The organism is Streptomyces sp. XY006 (genome assembly GCF_002237655.1).
GTDB classification, from domain to species: domain Bacteria; phylum Actinomycetota; class Actinomycetes; order Streptomycetales; family Streptomycetaceae; genus Streptomyces; species Streptomyces levis.
The window spans coordinates 1-18,852 of the sequence record NZ_NOKT01000044.1; the positions used below are offsets into that span (position 1 = coordinate 1).

Annotated in this window: 16 protein-coding genes; 10 read left to right on the top strand and 6 right to left on the bottom strand. The window is 73.3% G+C overall.

Translation table 11 applies throughout. The features are described from left to right. Positions 1-90: 90 nt before the first annotated feature. Together CHR28_RS34690 and CHR28_RS34695 are read right to left on the bottom strand one after the other, a co-directional pair. Entirely contained in the window at positions 91-966 is an 876-nt protein-coding gene (locus CHR28_RS34690) for an alpha/beta fold hydrolase (RefSeq protein ID WP_094057700.1), read from the bottom strand. A gap of 104 nt (positions 967-1,070) precedes the next feature. Then, positions 1,071-3,545: a DEAD/DEAH box helicase gene (locus CHR28_RS34695; protein WP_094057701.1), complete on the bottom strand. Its 2,475-nt coding sequence runs from the start codon at positions 3,543-3,545 to the stop codon at positions 1,071-1,073. Positions 3,546-4,022: 477 nt separating this feature from the next. On the opposite strand from CHR28_RS34695, the gene CHR28_RS34700 reads away from it, so the two are divergent. Continuing rightward, positions 4,023-4,772, top strand: coding sequence for a ferritin-like fold-containing protein (locus tag CHR28_RS34700; protein WP_094057728.1), 750 nt, complete (start codon positions 4,023-4,025; stop codon positions 4,770-4,772). A gap of 164 nt (positions 4,773-4,936) precedes the next feature. On the opposite strand, the gene CHR28_RS34705 is transcribed toward CHR28_RS34700, so the two are convergent. From CHR28_RS34705 to CHR28_RS34720, 4 genes are all read right to left on the bottom strand, one after another. After that, a complete protein-coding gene (locus tag CHR28_RS34705) occupies positions 4,937-5,206 on the bottom strand; it encodes a hypothetical protein (RefSeq protein ID WP_094057702.1) in 270 nt (89 codons plus the stop codon). A gap of 237 nt (positions 5,207-5,443) precedes the next feature. Then, positions 5,444-5,671: a DUF3107 domain-containing protein gene (locus CHR28_RS34710; RefSeq protein WP_086844348.1), complete on the bottom strand. Its 228-nt coding sequence runs from the start codon at positions 5,669-5,671 to the stop codon at positions 5,444-5,446. Positions 5,672-5,806: 135 nt separating this feature from the next. Further along, entirely contained in the window at positions 5,807-6,454 is a 648-nt protein-coding gene (locus CHR28_RS34715; RefSeq protein ID WP_094057729.1) for a TetR/AcrR family transcriptional regulator, read from the bottom strand. A 206-nt stretch (positions 6,455-6,660) separates the two neighbouring features. Beyond that, entirely contained in the window at positions 6,661-6,885 is a 225-nt protein-coding gene (locus tag CHR28_RS34720; RefSeq protein ID WP_094057703.1) for a hypothetical protein, read from the bottom strand. Positions 6,886-7,144: 259 nt separating this feature from the next. Between CHR28_RS34720 and CHR28_RS34725 the strand changes: the two genes are divergently transcribed. From CHR28_RS34725 to CHR28_RS34760, 9 genes are all read left to right on the top strand, one after another. After that, positions 7,145-8,212: an alpha/beta fold hydrolase gene (locus CHR28_RS34725; protein WP_094057704.1), complete on the top strand. Its 1,068-nt coding sequence runs from the start codon at positions 7,145-7,147 to the stop codon at positions 8,210-8,212. An 8-nt stretch (positions 8,213-8,220) separates the two neighbouring features. Continuing rightward, positions 8,221-9,792, top strand: coding sequence for a DUF3152 domain-containing protein (locus CHR28_RS34730; protein WP_094057705.1), 1,572 nt, complete (start codon positions 8,221-8,223; stop codon positions 9,790-9,792). Positions 9,793-9,860: 68 nt separating this feature from the next. Next, a complete protein-coding gene (locus CHR28_RS39070) occupies positions 9,861-9,953 on the top strand; it encodes an Ms4533A family Cys-rich leader peptide (RefSeq protein WP_311679568.1) in 93 nt (30 codons plus the stop codon). A 162-nt stretch (positions 9,954-10,115) separates the two neighbouring features. Continuing rightward, on the top strand, positions 10,116-11,834 hold the full coding sequence (locus CHR28_RS34735) for an ABC transporter substrate-binding protein (RefSeq protein ID WP_094057706.1): 1,719 nt from the start codon (positions 10,116-10,118) through the stop codon (positions 11,832-11,834). A 4-nt stretch (positions 11,835-11,838) separates the two neighbouring features. After that, entirely contained in the window at positions 11,839-12,831 is a 993-nt protein-coding gene (locus CHR28_RS34740) for an ABC transporter permease (protein ID WP_094057707.1), read from the top strand. Further along, positions 12,828-13,826: an ABC transporter permease gene (locus CHR28_RS34745; RefSeq protein WP_094057708.1), complete on the top strand. Its 999-nt coding sequence runs from the start codon at positions 12,828-12,830 to the stop codon at positions 13,824-13,826. The genes CHR28_RS34740 and CHR28_RS34745 overlap by 4 nt, the downstream gene beginning before the upstream one ends. Beyond that, entirely contained in the window at positions 13,823-15,415 is a 1,593-nt protein-coding gene (locus CHR28_RS34750; protein WP_094057709.1) for a dipeptide ABC transporter ATP-binding protein, read from the top strand. The genes CHR28_RS34745 and CHR28_RS34750 overlap by 4 nt, the downstream gene beginning before the upstream one ends. Before the next feature lie 189 nt (positions 15,416-15,604). After that, positions 15,605-17,308, top strand: coding sequence for a DUF3492 domain-containing protein (locus CHR28_RS34755; RefSeq protein ID WP_094057710.1), 1,704 nt, complete (start codon positions 15,605-15,607; stop codon positions 17,306-17,308). Further along, positions 17,305-18,762 (top strand): hypothetical protein, encoded by a 1,458-nt coding sequence (locus tag CHR28_RS34760; protein WP_179272668.1) that lies wholly within the window; start codon positions 17,305-17,307, stop codon positions 18,760-18,762. Before CHR28_RS34755 ends, CHR28_RS34760 begins: the two co-directional genes overlap by 4 nt. Positions 18,763-18,852: the final 90 nt, after the last annotated feature.

Sequence of the window (18,852 nt, forward strand, 5' to 3'; positions counted from 1 at the left end):
ACCGCAGCCACCAGCCCCTGTCACCGCCCGAGCCGAAAACTGAAACGAACCACGACTCACGTGGCGAGACGTGAACTCAAGACCAGATCACTAGGAGCCGCCGGCCACGCCGTCCCAGAAGTCGGCGAGGGCCCGGGCCGTCGGCAGCGGCCGGTCGGCGTTGGGGGAGTGCTCCGCCCCCGCGACGACCGTGCGGTGCGCGTCCAGCCGTACGGCCATGTCGTCGAGGAGCGGCACCGGCCAGGTGTCGTCGCGTTCACCCGACAGGACGTGGAACGGCAGCGGTACTGCGGCGAGTTCGGCGACACGGTCCGGCTCGGTGCACAACTGACGTCCCGTCGCCAGCAGTTGGGCGGGCCTGTTGCCCAGCCAGCGGCGGCGCAACTGCTCCTCGTCGCCGAGGCCGCGGGCCGGCCCGCCGACCTCCTCCGGCGGTCCCATGGCCCTGATCGCCTCCCACACCTCCGCCATCGACAGCACGGCGAGCGCGTCCCGGAGCAGCTTCACCCGCTGCTGCTGGGAGACGGAGATCTCCGCCGGTCCGGACGACATCAGGGTGAACGACAGGAAGGGCGAGTGGTCGAGCAGCACGGCGGCACGGGCGATCTGTCCGCCGAGCGAGTGCCCGACGAGATGCACCGGCCCGCCCAGCGCCTCGGCCTGCGCGAGCACGTCCCGCGCCAGCTCCGGCTGGGCATAGGCGGATTCGTCGTCGGCCGGGCCGTCCGACTCGTGCTGTCCACGGCCGTCCACGGCGACGAGCCGGTATCCCCGCGCCGCGAGCGGCTCGTGCAGCAGCCGGAAGTCCTCCTTGCTGCCGGTGAATCCGGGCAGCATCAGGACGACGCCCCTGACCTCCGTCCCCGGCTCCGGTGACGAGTCGACGACGGCGAACTCGCCCCGGGCCGTGCGCAGCTGGTACGCGCGGGCGCCCGGAGGCGGAGGAAAGGCGGGGTGGCTGGTCACGGGGGTGAGGGTAGCGGGTGGGCGGCCGGCACCGGCGGCGCGCCCGGCGGAACGCCAACGGCCCGGCCCCCTGTGCGGGGACCGGGCCGTCGAACGGGAGTGTGTCAGCCCTCCGTGGACTCCGCGGCGGCCGTGGCCTTGCGGGTACGGCGGACCCGGGGCTTGGCCTCCGCGACGCCCTCAGCCGTGTCGACTGCGGCCTCGGCCTTGGCTGCCGCGGTCTTGCGGGTGCGGCGGGGCTTGGCCTCGGTGGCGTCGGGCTCCTGAGCCGTCTGGGCCGGGATGTCGGCGGCCTGGACGGTTTCGGTGGGCTCGGCGGCCTTGCGGGTGCGTCGGCGCGGCTTGGCCTCGGCGGCGTCCGCCTCCGGGGCGGCCGTCTCCGTCTGCGCGGCGGCCGTCTTGCGCGTCCGTCGCGGCTTGGCCTCCGCGACGCCCTCAGCCGTGTCGACTGCGGCCTCGGCCTTGGCTGCCGCGGTCTTGCGGGTGCGGCGGGGCTTGGCCTCGGTGGCGTCGGGCTCCTGAGCCGTCTGCGCCGGGATGTCGGCGGCCTGGACGGGCTCGGTGGCCTCGGCGGCCTTGCGGGTGCGCCGGCGCGGCTTGGCCTCGGTGCCTTCGGCGGTGTCGACGGCGGCCTCGGCGGCCGTGGCCTTGCGGGTACGGCGGCGCGGCTGGGCCTCGGTGGCTTCGGAGGTGTCGACGGCGGCTTCGGCGGCCTTGGTGGCCGCGGTCTTGCGGGTGCGGCGCGGCTTGGTCTCCGCGACGCCCTCCGCCGTCTCGACGGCCGCCTCGGCCGCGGGTGCCGCGGCCTTGCGGGTGCGGCGGCGCGGCTTGGCCTCGGTGGCCTCGGGCTCCGCAGTGACCGGAGCGGCCTCCGCGACGACCGTCGGCTCCGTGGCCGACGGCGTCACCGCGGCCTCGGCCTCGACCGCCGGGGCCTCGACCACCGGGGTCTGCGGCGCCGCTGTCTCCACGGCCACCGTCTCCGACCTGCGCGTACGGCGCCGGCGCGGCTTCGCGGCCGTCTCGGGCGCCTCCGCCGTGCCCTCGGCCGTCGCGACGGCGTCCTCCGCCGGCGCGGACGCGGCCGTCTCGACGGGCGTGACCGCCGCGGCCTCGGCCGGCGCACCGCCGCGCGTACGGCGACGGCGACGCGGCGTGCGCGGAGCCGTGTCGGCCTCCGCCTCGGCCGTGCCACCGGCGACGGGAGCAGGGGCCTGAGTCTCCGGCGCGGTCGTGCCGGCGGAACCCGGCGCGTCCAGCGAGGTCCCGCCGCGTGTGCGGCGACGGCGGCGCGGCGTACGCGCGGAACGCTCGCGGTCGGCCGAGCGGGACTCGTCCCGGTCGCCGCGGCCACCCCGGCCGCCACGCCCGCGCGCCCCGCGGCCGCCCGTCTCGCCCAGGTCCTCCAGCTCCTCCGCGTCCAGCCCGGCGCGCGTGCGCTCCGAGCGCGGCAGGACGCCCTTCGTGCCCTCGGGGATGCCGAGGTCGGAGAAGAGGTGCGGGGACGTGGAGTACGTCTCCGGCGGGTCGTTGAAGTCCAGCTCCAGCGCCTTGTTGATCAGCTGCCAGCGCGGGATGTCGTCCCAGTCGACGAGCGTGATCGCCGTACCCTTCGCGCCCGCGCGGCCCGTACGGCCGATGCGGTGCAGGTACGTCTTCTCCTCTTCCGGCGACTGGTAGTTGATGACGTGGGTCACGCCCTCGACGTCGATGCCGCGCGCGGCGACGTCGGTGCAGACGAGCACGTCCACCTTGCCGTTGCGGAAGGCCCGCAGGGCCTGCTCGCGCGCGCCCTGGCCCAGGTCGCCGTGGACCGCGCCGGAGGCGAAACCGCGCTGCTTCAGCTGGTCCGCGAGGTCGGCCGCCGTGCGCTTGGTGCGGCAGAAGACCATGGCCAGCCCGCGGCCCTCGGCCTGGAGGATGCGCGCGACCATCTCGGGCTTGTCCATGTTGTGCGCGCGGTAGATGAACTGCTTGGTGTTCGCGACCGTCGCGCCCGCGTCGTCCGGCGCCGTGGCCCGGATGTGCGTGGGCTGCGACATGTAGCGACGGGCCAGGCCGATGACCGCGCCCGGCATGGTGGCCGAGAACAGCATGGTCTGACGGCGCACCGGCAGCATGTTGATGATCTTCTCGACGTCGGGCAGGAAGCCCAGGTCGAGCATCTCGTCGGCCTCGTCGAGGACCAGGCACCGGACGTGCTTGAGGTTCAGCTTCTTCTGTCCGGCGAGGTCGAGCAGGCGGCCCGGGGTGCCGACGACCACGTCGACGCCCTTCTTGAGGGCCTCGACCTGAGGCTCGTAGGCCCGGCCGCCGTAGATCGCGAGGACGCGCACGTTGCGCACCTTGCCCGCGGTCAGCAGGTCGTTGGTGACCTGCGTGCACAGCTCGCGCGTGGGGACGACGACGAGGGCCTGCGGGGCGTCGGTGAGGTCCTCGGGCTTGGCGCGTCCGGCCTCGACGTCGGCGGGGACGGTGACGCGCTCGAGGAGCGGGAGGCCGAAGCCCAGCGTCTTGCCGGTGCCGGTCTTGGCCTGGCCGATGACGTCCGTGCCCGACAGGGCCACGGGGAGCGTCATCTCCTGGATGGGGAAGGGGTTGATGATGCCGACGGCCTCCAGGGCCTCGGCCGTCTCGGGAAGGATTCCGAGCTCTCGGAACGTCGTAGTCAGGGTGCTGCCTCTTCTGTGTGGGCGGCGCGAGGCGAGCGCGGGGGTCGTGTCGGACCGTGCCGGGGACGTCGGCTGCCTACGGGCGGGCCGTAGAGCACGGGACCGCGCCGACGCTCTAGCGCTCATGCCGCTGAGGGTGTCCCCTCCGGGTCTCGTACGCGTGGTGCCGTACGCCGGGGAGGGCTGTCGGGTCGGAGCCGATCGGGCCACCGACCGGGCATCCTCATACGTGCGGCCTGTCGAGATACGTCGACGTACCAGCAGGCGCATTACCACCATACCCCGGATTCGCGCACATGCGATGGCCGATTTGGTCACGTAGTCGTGGTCACAGTGATTGACCAGGGCCTTACGCCTCGGGGCGGGCGGGCTATTGTGCGCTTCATGACGAGCTCTGACAAGCCTGAGAACGCCTCGGACACCGCCCCCGCCGCCCCCACCGGTGTCGCCGCCCGGGACTGGGCGACGGCCTCCGCCGACCCGCAGTACCGTGCCGCGGTCGTGGACCTGCTCGGTGCGCTCGCCTACGGGGAGCTCGCGGCGTTCGAGCGGCTCGCGGAGGACGCCAAGCTGGCGCCGACGCTGGAGGACAAGGCGGAGCTGGCGAAGATGGCCTCGGCCGAGTTCCACCACTTCGAGCGGCTGCGCGACCGGCTCGCCGAGATCGGGGAGGAGCCGACGTCCGCCATGGAGCCGTTCGTCGCGGCCTACGACGGCTTCCACAAGCAGACGGCACCCTCGGACTGGCTGGAGGGGCTCGTCAAGGCCTATGTCGGCGACTCCATCGCCAGCGACTTCTACCGGGAGGTGGCGGCCCGGCTGGACTCCGACACCCGCTCGCTGGTGCTGGCCGTGCTCGACGACACCGGGCACGGCGGCTTCGCCGTGGAGAAGGTGCGCGCGGCGATCGACGCGGACCCGCGGGTGGGCGGGCGGCTCGCGCTGTGGGCGCGGCGGCTGATGGGCGAGGCCCTGTCGCAGTCCCAGCGGGTGGTCGCCGACCGGGACGCGCTGTCGACCATGCTCGTCGGCGGTGTCGCGGACGGCTTCGACCTCGCCGAGGTCGGCAAGATGTTCTCCCGGATCACGGAGGCCCACACCAAGCGGATGGCCGCGCTGGGGCTGGCCGCGTAGCCGGTCGAACTCCCCATGCCCTGGTCGGGGAGGCGGTCAGAGCCCCTTGGGCCTGTTGGGGAGGCGGTCAGAGTCCCCTCGGGCCTGTTGAGGACTCGGTCAGGGTTCGGGGCCCTGCCGAGGGTCCTCGCCGCGTCGTCTTGAGCGCCACCATCGGCGACCCGTCAGGCGGTCGCCGATCGGCGGCGCAGTCTTCCCGCGGGGCGCAGCAGCAGTGACAGCGAGGCCACCGAGACGATCACCGCGCCGAGCAGCACCACCAGCAGGTGCCCGGCGTCCAGCGCACTGTGCATGACGAACGCCCCGAAGAGCGCACCGGCGACGCCGGTCGACAGGACCAGGGGGCGGGACGGCAGGCGGTGCGCCAGCCGGTGCGTGGCCGCCCAGGCCAGAGCCAGGCCGAGGATCGCGGAACTCAGCGCTTCCAGGAGCATGTCGGGGGTCCCTCCCACATGGCCGGCCTGCCCAAATCGGTCGTAGCCCGTCTTACCCCTGACCTGCGGAATCCAATCCACCCCTGTGGGCTACCTGTGCTCCATCCGTGGAGGAACGCCGGTGCCGCAAGGGCCGCCGGCACGCAAGGACACGCCGAGGAGGCGGGGCGGCGAACGCCCGGAAGCGACGAGGGGGCGGGCCGGCCGAAGCCGTCCCGCCCCCTCGCACACGAGCGCCTACAGCGCGCCGAAGCCCACCTTGCGCGGGGCCGGCTCGCCGATCTCGACATAGGCGAGACGGTCGGCCGGAACGAGGACCTTGCGGCCGTGCTCGTCCACGAGGCTCAGCAGCGGCGACTTCCCGGCCAGCGCCTCGGACACCGCCCGCTCGACCTCCTCGGCACTCTGACCGCTCTCCAGAACGATCTCGCGGGGCGCGTGCTGCACGCCGATCTTGACCTCCACGGCTATGTCCCTCCGACGGTCAGTGATGTGCGCGACCTTCCGCGCCGTACGCAGCACACATTAGCCCGGTGAGGGGACGTACACGCTCCGCCCGAGAACGCCACGAGCGAACACCGGACGGGAACAACGTGCCCGTCAGTGGTGCTGCTGGTCCGTCCCGTGCAGCGGGAAGCCCGCGATGCCGCGCCACGCCAGCGAGGTCAGCAGCTGCACCGCCTGGTCGCGGGGCACGCTGCGGTCGCTGTGCAGCCACGACCGCGCCACCACCTGGGCGAGCCCGCCCAGGCCCGAGGCGAGCAGCATCGACTCCGCGCGGGACAGGCCGGTGTCCTCGGCGATCACGTCGCAGATCGCCTCGGCGCACTCGTTGGTGACCTTGTCGACGCGCTCGCGCACCGCCGGCTCGTTGGTCAGGTCCGACTCGAAGACCAGCCGGAAGGCGCCGCCGTCGTCCTCGACGTACGCGAAGTACGCGTCCATCGTCGCCCGGACGCGCTGCTTGTTGTCGGTGGTCGACGCGAGCGCGTGCCGCACGGACTGGATGAGCGACTCGCAGTGCTGGTCCAGCAGGGCGAGGTAGAGGTCGAGCTTGCCCGGGAAGTGCTGGTAGAGCACCGGCTTGCTGACGCCGGCGCGCTCCGCGATGTCGTCCATCGCGGCCGCGTGGTAGCCCTGGGCCACGAAGACCTCCTGGGCGGCGCCCAGGAGCTGGTTGCGTCGGGCACGGCGCGGCAGGCGTGTGCCCCGCGGGCGAACCGCCTCTGTCTGCTCGATGGCTGTCACGCCGCCTCCCATAGTCGTCCACGTGCGGATCTGGCCGCGTCGCCATCGTACTTTTCGGTAACCGTGGTGTGCGCGCCGAGAGCGCAGAATTTCACGGACCGGACGGTTATGAAAGCGGTTGAGAAGGTTTCAAACAGTCTCAGAGCGGGCAAAATGCGGCTCCTTTCCCGCTCGGTGGCACGATCCGTCGCCCGCCGGGGCGAGCGTCACCGGTAGTCGTCCTCGTCGAGGGAGACGATCCGGGCCTGCTCCACGAGGTCGGCCTCGTTGGCGCGGTCCGGGTTGACGCCGGTCAGCGGGTCGTCACGGTCCGGCGCGAGCTCCGCCTGCTGCTCGGCCGCGTCGACCTCGGGCGCCTCCACGTCGAACTCCGGCGTCTCGGGCACGTCCTCGGCCTCGAACGTCTCCGGGTCGGTGGGGTCTACGGCCATGCTGGGCTCCCTTCCTACGAATGTCCCTGGGAATGCAGGGGCCACACGCGGGTGCCCTCTGAACGAGCCTAGGAGACACCCGATCCGGACGCCATGCGATCCGCGTCCGGGGTGTGACGCTGTGCGCATCCCTTCGACTGCTGCCTTCCATGGTGCTCCCGGGTGCCTCCTCCGTTCCCTTTCCAACGGGCTTCTCCCTGTGACGGCGAACACAGGCGAACGCATGAGTCACTGCGTGATCGTCTCGTAACATTGCCGCATGTCTTCGACCGAGCTGCCGTTCGTGCCGCCCGCCAATGTGCTGCCGAAGGTGGGGACCGTCCGGGTTGCGGAGGGGGAGCGGCTGAGGTCGGTCGAGCTGCCCGGGGTGACGCTGACGGTGCGGTCGAGGCCGCCCGCGCGTGAGGGCCTGCCTCCCGCCCTGTACGTGCACGGACTCGGGGGGTCCTCGCAGAACTGGTCGGCGCTGATGCCGCTGCTGGAGGACGTCGTCGATTCCGAGGCGCTCGATCTGCCGGGCTTCGGCGACTCCCCGCCCCCGGACGACGGCGACTACTCCGTCACGGGCCACGCGCGCGCGGTGATCCGCTACCTCGACGCCTCCGGCCGCGGGCCCGTGCACCTGTTCGGGAACTCGCTCGGCGGCGCCATCACCACCCGTGTCGCCGCGGTTCGGCCCGATCTCGTCCGTACGCTCACGCTTGTGTCACCCGCCCTGCCGGAAATCCGAGTGCAGCGCTCCGCCGTGCCGACGGGGCTGCTCGCCGTGCCCGGGATCGCGCCGCTCTTCACGCGCCTCACCCGGGAGTGGACCGCGGAGCAGCGCGTCCGCGGCGTGATGGCGCTGTGCTACGGGGACCCCGCGCGGGTCACGCCGGAAGGATTCCGCAACGCGGTGCAGGAGATGGAGCGGCGGCTGCGGCTGCCGTACTTCTGGGACGCGATGGCGCGCTCCGCGCGCGGGATCGTCAACGCCTACACCCTCGGTGGCCAGCACGGACTGTGGCGCCAGGCCGAGCGCGTGCTCGCGCCGACCCTGCTCGTCTACGGCGGCCGCGACCAGCTCGTCGGCTTCCGGATGGCCCAGAAGGCGGCCCGGGCCTTTCGCGACTCGCGGCTGGTGACGTTGCCGGACGCGGGACACGTGGCCATGATGGAGTACCCGGAGACGGTCGCCATGGCGTTCCGTGAACTGCTGGACGACTCCGGAGAGTTGGGTACGCAGCGCGCGCGGCGGGCGCGGGGCGCGGCGGACAGTGGTGACTCGCGTGCCCGCGCGGACGACGCCGTCGACCGGGACACCACCGACGAGAGCATGGGGGGCTGAGGCGCGACGTGGGACGCCACAGCCGCCGAGGGTCCGTCGCCAAGGGCGACACCTCGGACAGCACCGCGGTACGGGACGGCCGGTCCGGGCCGGCGCAGGCGCCGAGACCCGGGCAGGGCCGGGCGCCGGAGGAGAGCCGGGGCGTCCGGCCGGCACCGCCCGGGTCCGGGCAGGGCGGCTGGCCGCCGCCGGGCACGGGCCCGCGCCGCGTGCCGGGCCCGCGGCCCGCACCGGGACCGATGACGCCGCCCCGCGGCACGGCCCCGCGCATGACGCCGCAGAACCTGACGCCTTCGCATATGACGCCCCCTCAGGGGACGCCGCCGCATGGGGTGCCGCGTCTGCCGGAGGGATGGCTGCCCGACGGAACCCCGGCCCACGGGGTCCCACGGCTGCCCGACGGGACTCCTGCGCAGGGTGTTCCGCCGCTGGCGGACGGTACTCCCGCGCCTGGTCTTTCGCAGGTGCGGGGTGGGCATCCTGAGCAGCGGGAGGCCGGGGGTGGATGGGGTGAGCTGCGGGGGAGCGGGCCGGGGCGCGCCGGGGCCGCCATACCCCGGCAGCGCCGGGCCTTCGTGCCCGGGCCGCGGCAGGATTATCTCGACGCCTTTGACGAGGAGGACGACGTCTTCGTGCCCCGTACGCCCGCCTCCGCGCACGCGGCGGACGCCTACGCCTCCGTCACGGACTGGACCGCGGGCACCCCGGCCGACCGCCGCTCCGGCGACCCCGACGGAGCGGCTCCCACCGGTGCGCCCGCGCCCGGCAGGGGCGGCAAGGGCCGTGCCTTCACGGGCATCGCGGCCGCCGCCGTCACCACCGTGCTGGCCGTGATCGTGGCCGGCCAGGTGACCGACGACCAGGGCGGGGCCGAGGTGCAGTCCCGGTCCGCCACCGACCGGGCCCGGGACGTCCGCGACCCCGCGTCCCGTGACGCCGGCCGGACCGACCCGGCCCCCGGAGCCCAGGCCGCGCCGCTGACGTACGACGCGAGGATGGCCCGGACGTACCCGCTCGGCGCCAAGCTCACGGGCTCGGGACGGTTCGACGCCGTCCCCGGCATTGCCCGGGCGCCCGGCTCGGGACAGAAGTTCACCTACCGCGTGGACGTGGAGCAGGGGCTGGGGCTCGACGCCGAGCTGTTCGCCGACGCCGTGCAGAAGACGCTCAACGACCAGCGCAGCTGGGCCCACAACGGCGCGCGCACCTTCGAGCGCATCCACTCCGGCCGGCCCGACTTCGTGATCACCCTCGCCAGCCCCGGCACGACCGCCGACTGGTGCGCCAAGTCCGGTCTGGACACCACCGTGGACAACGTCTCCTGCGACTCGGCCGCCACCGAGCGCGTGATGATCAACGCCTACCGCTGGGCGCAGGGCTCCGAGACGTACGGCGACGGCAACATCCACGCCTACCGGCAGATGCTGATCAACCACGAGGTCGGCCACCGCCTCGGATACGGGCACGTCACCTGCGACAAGGACGGGGACCTCGCCCCGGTCATGCAGCAGCAGACCAAGTTCCTCGACCACGACGGCGTCCACTGCCGGGCCAACCCCTGGCCGTATCCGCGGAGTTGACCACCGGAACGGGGGATGTGGCGGGCCTCGCGTTGACATGCGCAGAGAGTTCGTACATATTTCTGGGCATGTCGTCCCGCCACGCCTCCGTTCGCGCCGCCATCGAGCTGGCGCTCATCGGCGTGACCCCGCTGTGCGTGGCCGACATCCACTGTTGCTGACGCCCGCCCGAGGCGCGCGTCGCGAAATCCCACCCTCCCTGCCGTGACCTGATCGCGGCTCCTTCGACGACCCGGCGCCGGGCAGACGTCTGCTATCACCCGTCTCACCCTTCGTCATTTCGTCTCGTGATCCGAGACGCCTTCCGAGAGGTCGTCATTCCGATGCGCCAACCGTCCGTCATAGCGCGCCGCGTGGCCGCGGCATCCGTGAGCCTGGTCCTGGCAGCGGGCGCCGCCGCCTGCGGCCCTGAGGACAACGATGCCAAGGGCGCCGGCGGCGACTCCACGCCTCACAAGGGCGGCACCCTGACGGTCCTGAACGCCAACCCCCAGCAGGACTTCGACCCGGCCCGCCTCTACACCTCCGGCGGCGGCAACGTCCCGTCCCTGGTCTTCCGTACGCTCACCACGCGCAACCGCGAGGACGGTGCCGCCGGCACGAAGGTCGTCCCCGACCTCGCCACCGACACCGGGCGCCCCAACAAGGACGCGACCGTGTGGACGTACACCCTGAAGAAGGGCCTGAAGTACGAGGACGGCACCCCGATCACCTCGGCCGACATCAAGTACGGCATCGAGCGCTCCTTCGCCCCGGAGCTGTCCGGCGGCGCGCCCTACCTGCGGGACTGGCTGGTCGGGGCCGCCGACTACCAGGGCCCGTACAAGGACGACAAGGGCCTCGACGCGATCGAGACGCCGGACGAGCGGACCATCGTCTTCCACCTGAACAAGCCCGAGGGCGAGTTCCCCTACCTCGCCACCCAGACGCAGTTCACGCCCGTCCCGAAGGCCAAGGACACGGGCACCAAGTACGAGGAGCACCCGGTCTCGTCCGGGCCGTACAAGGTCGTGCGGAACGAGAACGACGGTGAGCGGCTGGTGCTGGAGCGCAACCCGCACTGGTCCGCCGCGACCGACGCCGAGCGCAAGGCGTACCCGGACAAGGTCGACGTCCGGTCCGGGCTCGACTCGTCCGTGATCAACCAGCGGCTCTCCGCGTCCCAGGGAGCGGACGCCGCCGCGGTCACCACGGACACCAACCTCGGCCCCGCCGAGCTCGCCAAGGTGAGCGGCGACCGCGACCTCGCCTCCCGCGTCGGCACCGGGCACTTCGGCTACACCAACTACATCGCGTTCAACCCGAAGGTGAAGCCGTTCGACGACGTCAAGGTGCGCCAGGCGATCTCCTACGCCATCGACCGCTCCTCCGTGGTCAACGCAGCCGGCGGATCCGCCCTGGCCGAGCCCGCCACCACCTTCCTGCCCAACCAGAAGTCCTTCGGATACACGCCCTACGACCTCTTCCCGGCGGGCAAGGCCGGTGACCCGGCCAAGGCGAAGCAGCTGCTGAAGGAGGCCGGGCACCCGAACGGGCTGACCGTCACGCTGACGCACTCCAACGCCCGCGACTTCGAGACCAGCCCCGAGATCGCGACCGCCATCCAGGACGCGCTCAAGAAGGCCGGCATCACGGTCAAGCTGCAGGGCCTGGAGGAGAACGACTACTCCGACAAGATCCACAACGTGAAGACCGAGCCGGGCTTCTTCCTCGCCCACTGGGGTGCCGACTGGCCCTCCGGCGGTCCCTTCCTCGCCCCGATCTTCGACGGCCGGCAGATCGTCGAGGACGGCGCGAACTTCAACACCGGCCTGCTGAACGACAAGTCGGTCAATGCCGAGATCGACGCGATCAACAAGCTGACGGATCTCGACCAGGCCGCCAAGAGGTGGGGCGCACTGGACAAGAAGATCGGCGAGAAGGCCCTGACCGTCCCGCTGTTCCACCCCGTCTACAAGCGCCTGTACGGCAAGGACGTCAAGAACATCGTGATCAGCGACTGGACCGGTGTGCTGGACGTCTCGCAGGTCGCGGTGAAGTGACGCCGTGAGCGAGGCACTCGTCGCCGTCGAGGCGGCCGGGACGGACACCTCCGTCCCGGCCGCCTCGGGGGCCCGTCAGTTCTGGCGGCGGCTGCGTACGCAGCGCGCCGCCCTCGTCGCGGCGGTCGTCGTCGCCCTGCTCGTCCTGGTCGCGCTCGCCGCGCCCCTGCTCACCGCGATCGAGGGCCAGGACCCGACCACCTACCACCCCTCCCTGGTGGACTCCGCGCGCGGCGGCGTGCCCGTCGGATCCTTCGGCGGAGCGGGCGCCGACCACTGGCTCGGCGTCGAACCGCAGACCGGCCGGGACCTGTTCGCGCGGCTCGTGTACGGCGCCCGCGTGTCGCTCGGCGTCGCCCTCGCGGCGACGGTCGTGCAGCTCGTGCTGGGCGTCGTCGTCGGCGTCGCGGCCGGGCTCGGCAACCGCTGGGTGGACCTCGTGCTCACCCGGGTCGCCGACATCTTCGTGGCGATGCCGCTGATGATCGTCGCGCTCGCCCTGCTCGCCATCGTGCCCGCCGGCTTCCCGCGCCCCGTGCTGGTGGCGCTGGTCGTGGGCCTGGTCTCCGGCTGGGGGACCCTCGCCAAGATGGTGCGCGCGCAGACCCTGACCCTCAAGCAGCTCGACTACGTCGCCGCCGCCCGGCTCAGCGGCTGGGGCACCGTCCGGATCGCCCGGCGCGAACTGCTGCCCGGGCTCGCGGCCCCCGTCATCACCTTCGCGGCGATCCTCGTCCCGACGAACATCACCGTCGAGGCGGCCCTGTCCTTCCTCGGCGTGGGCGTGAAGCCGCCGACGCCCTCCTGGGGGCAGATGCTGACCTCCGCCGACGTCTGGTACCAGGCGGCGCCGCAGTATCTGCTGCTGCCCGCGGGCGCGCTGTTCCTGACCGTCCTCGCCCTCACCGTGCTCGGTGACGGCGTGCGCACCGCCCTCGACCCCCGGGCGTCCTCGCGCCTGCGCGTCGGAACGGGCCGCAGGAGGGAGGCCTCGTGACCGGCTTCGGCGGTTTCGTGCTGCGCCGCGCCGTCGGCGCCCTGGTCACCCTCCTCGTCCTCTCGGTGATCATCTACGTCGTCTTCTACGTCACCCCCGGCAACGTCGCCCAGATCACCTGCGGCCCGCGCTGCTCGCCCGCCCAGGTGCAGCAGGTCGCCGAGCAGCTCCACCTGAACGACCCGCTGTTCGAGCGCTACTGGCACTTCCTGCAGGGCCTCGTCGCCGGCCAGGACTACTCCACCGGCACGGCGGTCCAGCACTGCTCGGCGCCCTGCCTCGGGCTGTCGTACCAGAGCGACCAGCAGGTCACCGCGCTGATCCTGGCCAAGCTGCCGGTCACGGCCTCCCTCGCGCTCGGTGCGATGGTGCTGTGGCTGATCATCGGCGTCGGCACCGGCGTGCTGTCGGTGTGGCGGCGCGGGCGGCCGACCGAACGGCTGCTGACCACCCTGACCCTCGCGGGCATGTCCACGCCCGTCTTCGTCATCGGTCTCGTCCTGATGATCGTCGTCTGCGGGCAACTGGAGCTGCTGCCCTTCCCGCAGTACGTCGCCTTCACCGAGGACCCCGAACAGTGGGCCTGGAACCTGCTGCTGCCCTGGCTGTCCCTCGCGCTCATCGAGTCCGCGACGTACGCCCGGCTGACCCGGGCGGCGATGCTGGAGACCCTCGCCGAGGACCACGTCCGCACCTTCCGGGCCTACGGCGTCGGGGAGCGGGCGATCATCCGGCGGCACGCCCTGCGCGGCGCGGTGGCCCCGCTCATCGCCGTGAACGCCAACAACATCGGCGTCCTGTTCGGCGGTGCCGTGCTCACCGAGACGCTCTTCGGACTGCCCGGCATCGGCCGGGAGATGGTCGAGGCCGTCAAGGTCGTCGACCTGCCGGTGGTCGTCGGCATGGTCCTGGTGACCGGTTTCTTCGTGGTCCTGGCCAACGCCGTCGCGGACGTGCTGTACGCGGTGGCCGACCGACGGGTGGTGCTGACATGAGCCTGGTCGACGTGCGCGACCTGCGCGTGGACTTCGGCGGGCTGCGGGCCGTCGACGGACTCTCCTTCCGCCTGGAACAGGGCGCCGCCCTGGCCCTGGTCGGCGAGTCCGGCTCCGGCAAGTCGACCGTGGCGTCCGCCCTGCTCGGCCTGCACCGCGGCACGGGAGCCCGGGTCGCCGGCACGGTCGAGGTGGCCGGCACCGATGTGCAGACCGCCTCCGAGGAGGAGCTGCGGCGGCTGCGCGGCGGCAAGGCCGCGATGGTCTTCCAGGACCCGCTGTCCTCCCTGGACCCGTACTACGCCATCGGCGACCAGATCGCCGAGGTGTACCGCCTGCACGCGCGCGTGTCCCGGCGGGCGGCACGCGCGCGTGCCGTCGAGGTCCTGGACCGCGTGGGCATCCCCGACGCGGCCCGGCGCTCCCGTGCGCGGCCGCACGAGTTCAGCGGCGGCATGCGCCAGCGTGCCCTGATCGCCATGGCGCTGGCCTGCGAGCCCGGCCTGCTGATCGCCGACGAGCCGACCACCGCCCTCGACGTGACGGTGCAGGCCCAGGTCCTCGACCTGCTGCACACCCTGCGCGAGGAGACCGGCATGGGGCTGCTGCTCGTCACGCACGACGTGGGCGTCGCCGCCGAGAGCATCGACGAGGTGCTGGTGATGCAGTACGGCCGGGCGGTCGAGCACGGCCCGGTCGCCGGTGTGCTGGGCTCGCCGGCCGAGCCGTACACCCGCGAGCTGCTCGCCGCCGTCCCCCGGCTGGACGCGCCGGCCAAGGCCCCGGCGGAGCCCGAGGAGGTGGTCCTGGAGGCGAGCGGCCTGCGGCGCGAGTTCGGGCGCGGGAAGCGAGCGGTCACGGCCGTGCGCGACGTGTCCCTGACCCTGCGCCGGGGCGAGACCCTCGGCATCGTCGGGGAGAGCGGCAGCGGCAAGACGACCCTGGGCCGCATGCTCGTCGGGCTGCTGGAGCCGACGGCCGGATCGCTGAGGTTCGAGGGCCGCGCGCACACCGGGGTGAACCCGGCCGTGCAGATGGTCTTCCAGGACCCCGTCTCCTCGCTCAACCCCCGCCGCAGCGTGGGCGAGTCCATCGCCGACCCGCTGCGCGCGCGGGGCGAGCGGGACGAGGGACGCATCCGGAGGCGCGTCGGGGAACTGCTGGAGCGCGTGGGGCTCGAAGCGGCGCACCACGACCGCTACCCGCACGAGTTCAGCGGGGGCCAGCGCCAGCGCGTCGGCATCGCCCGGGCCCTCGCGGCGGACCCGCGCGTCATCGTCTGCGACGAGCCCGTCTCCGCCCTCGACGTCACCACCCAGGCCCATGTGATCGACCTGCTCGGCGAGTTGCAGCGCGAACTCGGGCTCGCGCTCGTCTTCGTGGCGCACGACCTGGCCGTCGTGCGCCAGGTCAGCGACCGGGTCGCGGTGATGCGGCAGGGCAGCGTGATCGAGGAGGGGCCGGTCGGCGAGGTCTACGCCTCGCCGCGGGACCCGTACACCCGGCAGCTGCTGGCCGCCGTGCCCGCCCTCGATCCCGAGGCCGCGGCGCGACGCCGGGCTGAGCGACGGGAGTTGGCCGCGGTATGACGATCCGTGTCCACTTGATCTCCTAGCGCGACGGAACGCGACCCGCACGGGAAAGTTACGACCGTTCACCCCTTTTGGTGGTGCGACGGACAACCGTCCGTCGTACCACCGCCTTGTCCGCATACGTTCGTCCCGCTGCGAGCCGCCGGGCAACGGCGGCTCCTCATACGGGAGATCGGGGGTGCACTCGTGCGCATCGGACTGCTGACGGAGGCGGGCTATCCGTACGTGAGCGGGGACGCCAGGCTCTGGTGCGACCGGCTGGTGCACGGGCTCGCACAGCACGAGTTCGACGTCTATGCGCTCAGCCGCAGCCAGAGCCAGGAGGACGAGGGCTGGGTCCCGCTGCCGCCGAACGTGCGCAGGGTACGGACCGCGCCGCTGTGGATGGCCGAGGACGACGAGGTGGTGCCGGGGCGCAGGGCCCGGCGGCAGTTCCGCGAGTGCTTCGCCGAACTGGCGGCGGTGCTGTGCGGGGCGACGGGCACCCTGGGGGCTCCCGAGAACGCGTCGACCTCCGAGGCGGACCGTTTCGCCAACGCTCTGTACGGGCTCGCCGAACTCGCCCGCGAGACCGGCGGACTGGTGGGCGCACTCCGCTCCGAAGCCGCCGTGCGCACGCTGGAGCGCGCCTGTCGCGCCCCCGGCGCCCAGCGCGCCGCCCGCGAGGCGCGCGTACCGGATCTGCTCGCCGTCGCCGGCTACCTGGAACGCGCCCTGCGCCCCCTGTCCCTCGACTGGTACGAGGACGACGGACTGGGCGCGGTCGACCTGTGCCACGCCGCTTCCGGCGGCGCCGCCGTGCTGCCCGGCCTGCTGGCCCGGCACTTCACCGGCGTGCCCCTGCTCGTGACCGAGTACGGCGTGCGCCTGCGGACGCACTACCTCACCACCCCGGACGCCCCGCCCGCCGTCCGGTCCCTGCTCGCGGCGTTCCAGGGCCGCCTCGCGGCCGAGGCCTACCGGCAGGCCGAGGTCGTCACCTCCGGCAACACGCACGCCCGTCGCTGGCAGGAGCGGTGCGGTGCCGACCGTGCGAAGCTCCGCACGGTCCACCCCGGCATGGACGCCCGGCCCTTCGCCGAGGTCGGTGAGTCCCCCGAGTGCGCCGACCCGGACACCCTCGTCTGGGTCGGCCGGGTCGAACCCGCCAAGGACCTGGTCTCCCTGCTGCACGCCTTCGCCGAGATCCGCAAGCAGCGGCCGAAGGCCCGGCTGCGCGTGGTCGGCGCGCCCGTCGGCGCCGAGGGCGCGGCCTATCTCCTGCACTGCCGGGCGCTCGCCGCCCAGCTCTTCCCCGACGAGGCCGAGGGCCCGCACAGCCCCGGCGACAACCCGGTGTCCTTCGAGGAGATCGGCGGACCGGAACTCCCGCGCCCCGCCGACGCGTACGCCTCGGGCGCCGTGACCGTCCTGTCCAGCGTCGTCGAAGGCTTCCCGATCGGGCTCGTCGAAGCCATGCTCGCCGGGCGGGCGACCGTCTCGACGGACGTCGGCGCGGTCGTGGAGGTCATCGGCGGCACGGGCCTCGTCGTACCGCCGCGCAATCCGCGGGCGCTCGCCGAGGCGTGCGTGGCGCTGCTGCGGGACCCCGCGCGCCGTGCGCGCCTGGGCGCGGCCGCACGCGCCCGAGCCCTCGAACTGTTCACGGTCGAGCAGAACATCGAGGCATTTCACGGCATTTACCTGGAGATCGTCTCGCGCGCGCCCGTCCGGCGCTTCCTCGACGGGGCGGGGGAGCCGCTGCCCTTCGCGGTCCCCGCCGAGGCCCAGGTCCCGGTCAGCTGGTCCGCCCCGTCGCCCAGCCTCGCCGCCCGCAACGGGCCCGCATGGGCCACCGCCCGACCCGTACGCGCCACCCCGCACGTCCCCGCCCCGGAGGGAGCGCGGTGAAGGACCTCGGAGAACTCCACCGACCCGGCACACCGACCAGCCCGGGGGCGTGGGACACGGACTCGGAGCGGGCGCTGCGGCCGGGGCCCGACGCGGCTTATCCGGAGGGGGGTGCGGAGGGCGCGGTTTCCCTGTCCGGGCAGGCCGGTGCGGAGAGTGCGGCTTCTCTGCCCGGGCAGGCCGGTGCGGAGGGCGTGACTGAGGAGGCCGGAGCGGATGGTGAAGCGTCCGGGAGCCGGGAGGCCGCAGCCGGGCGTGAGCCGCTCGTGACCGACGACGGCGGAGCGGATCGTGAAGCGTCCGCGAGCCGAAGCAGTGGTGTCGGCGAGAAGCCGGTGTCCAGCCGCCGAGGTGCCGCCGACCCCGTGAAGGCGCTGATGCAGCGTCACCGGGAGCTCTGCGAACGTGCCGTCGACCCCCTGGAGATCGCGGCGGGACTGGAAGCCCACGGCATCACCGACCGCACCGCCGCCCGCTTCCGTCACCGGGACGTCTTCTCCCTGGCGGAGGAGATGTACGCGCGGGCCTCCAGGGACGGTGACGCGCCTCCGCCGACCGCTCCGGCCGCCCCCCGGGTGCACGCCGCCTGGGTCCTCCTGACGCTGCTTCCGGGCGCCCTGTGCGCCGCCGCCGTGGCCGCCGCGCACCTGACCCACGGCCGTACCCGCCTGGTCGCGGTCGCCGCCGGAGCCCTCGCCGTCGCCCTGGCCCTGCGCGCGGCCCTGCGCCGCGGCCCCCTGAGCAGGACCGGCGCGGGCCGACCCGGGCCCCGTCCCGGCTCGGCTCCCGGACGGACCACCCCCTGGACCCTGTGGCTCGCCGCCTACGCGCTCCTGGGCAACGGCCTGCTGCTCAGCGCCCTCTCCGGTGGCCCCGACGCCCTGCCCACCGGAGCGGCCGACGGGCCCTGGCCCGTCACCGTCGCCCCCGTCCTCGCCCTCACCCTGGCCTGCGCGCCGGCGGCCTGGACCGCCCACCTCCTCACCGCGCGAGCCCGTCGCCGACTCACGTCGAGCCGGGGCCTGGAGGACTTCGCCGCGGCCGTCCGACCGCTCATGCTCGGTTCGTTCGCCCTGTTCCTGGGTGTCCTGGCGGCCCTGCTCACCCTCTGCGCGGCGGTCCTCGGCGAGCCCGCGGCTTACCCGGAGGCCCTCACCCTGGGCGCCCTGCTCTTCCTGGCCCGCCTCCTCACCGTCCACGGCTTCACCTACGCCCCGGCCGTCGTCCTCACCGCGGCGGCCACCCTCCAGGCGTCGGCCCTCGCCCTGGTCTTCACCTCCCGCCTCCCCGGCTGCGGCTTCCTGGCCACGCCTGTCGACACGCTCGTCACCGCCTGGGGCGCCGGCAGCGTCCCGGCCCTCGTCTGCGGAGCGGCGGCCCTCGCCCTCCTGGTCCACGCGACGCGCAAGCTGACCCGGGCCTCGGCCCACGCACCCGCGGAGCCCGACCGGTGACCGCCACCGACGGCGGCCCCACCGCCGCAGGCACTCGCCCCACCGTCCCACCGCCCCCTAGGAGAACGACATGACCACCCACCCAGGAGC

Coding starts and splice junctions, on each gene's coding strand:
- CHR28_RS34705 (WP_094057702.1), bottom strand. CDS start 5,206: ATGCTCCTGGAAGCGCTGAGTTCCGCGATCCTCGGCCTGGCTCTGGCC.
- CHR28_RS34750 (WP_094057709.1), top strand. CDS start 13,823: ATGAGCCTGGTCGACGTGCGCGACCTGCGCGTGGACTTCGGCGGGCTG.
- CHR28_RS34725 (WP_094057704.1), top strand. CDS start 7,145: ATGTCTTCGACCGAGCTGCCGTTCGTGCCGCCCGCCAATGTGCTGCCG.
- CHR28_RS39070 (WP_311679568.1), top strand. CDS start 9,861: ATGTCGTCCCGCCACGCCTCCGTTCGCGCCGCCATCGAGCTGGCGCTC.
- CHR28_RS34735 (WP_094057706.1), top strand. CDS start 10,116: ATGCGCCAACCGTCCGTCATAGCGCGCCGCGTGGCCGCGGCATCCGTG.
- CHR28_RS34700 (WP_094057728.1), top strand. CDS start 4,023: ATGACGAGCTCTGACAAGCCTGAGAACGCCTCGGACACCGCCCCCGCC.
- CHR28_RS34695 (WP_094057701.1), bottom strand. CDS start 3,545: ATGACGCTCCCCGTGGCCCTGTCGGGCACGGACGTCATCGGCCAGGCC.
- CHR28_RS34720 (WP_094057703.1), bottom strand. CDS start 6,885: ATGGCCGTAGACCCCACCGACCCGGAGACGTTCGAGGCCGAGGACGTG.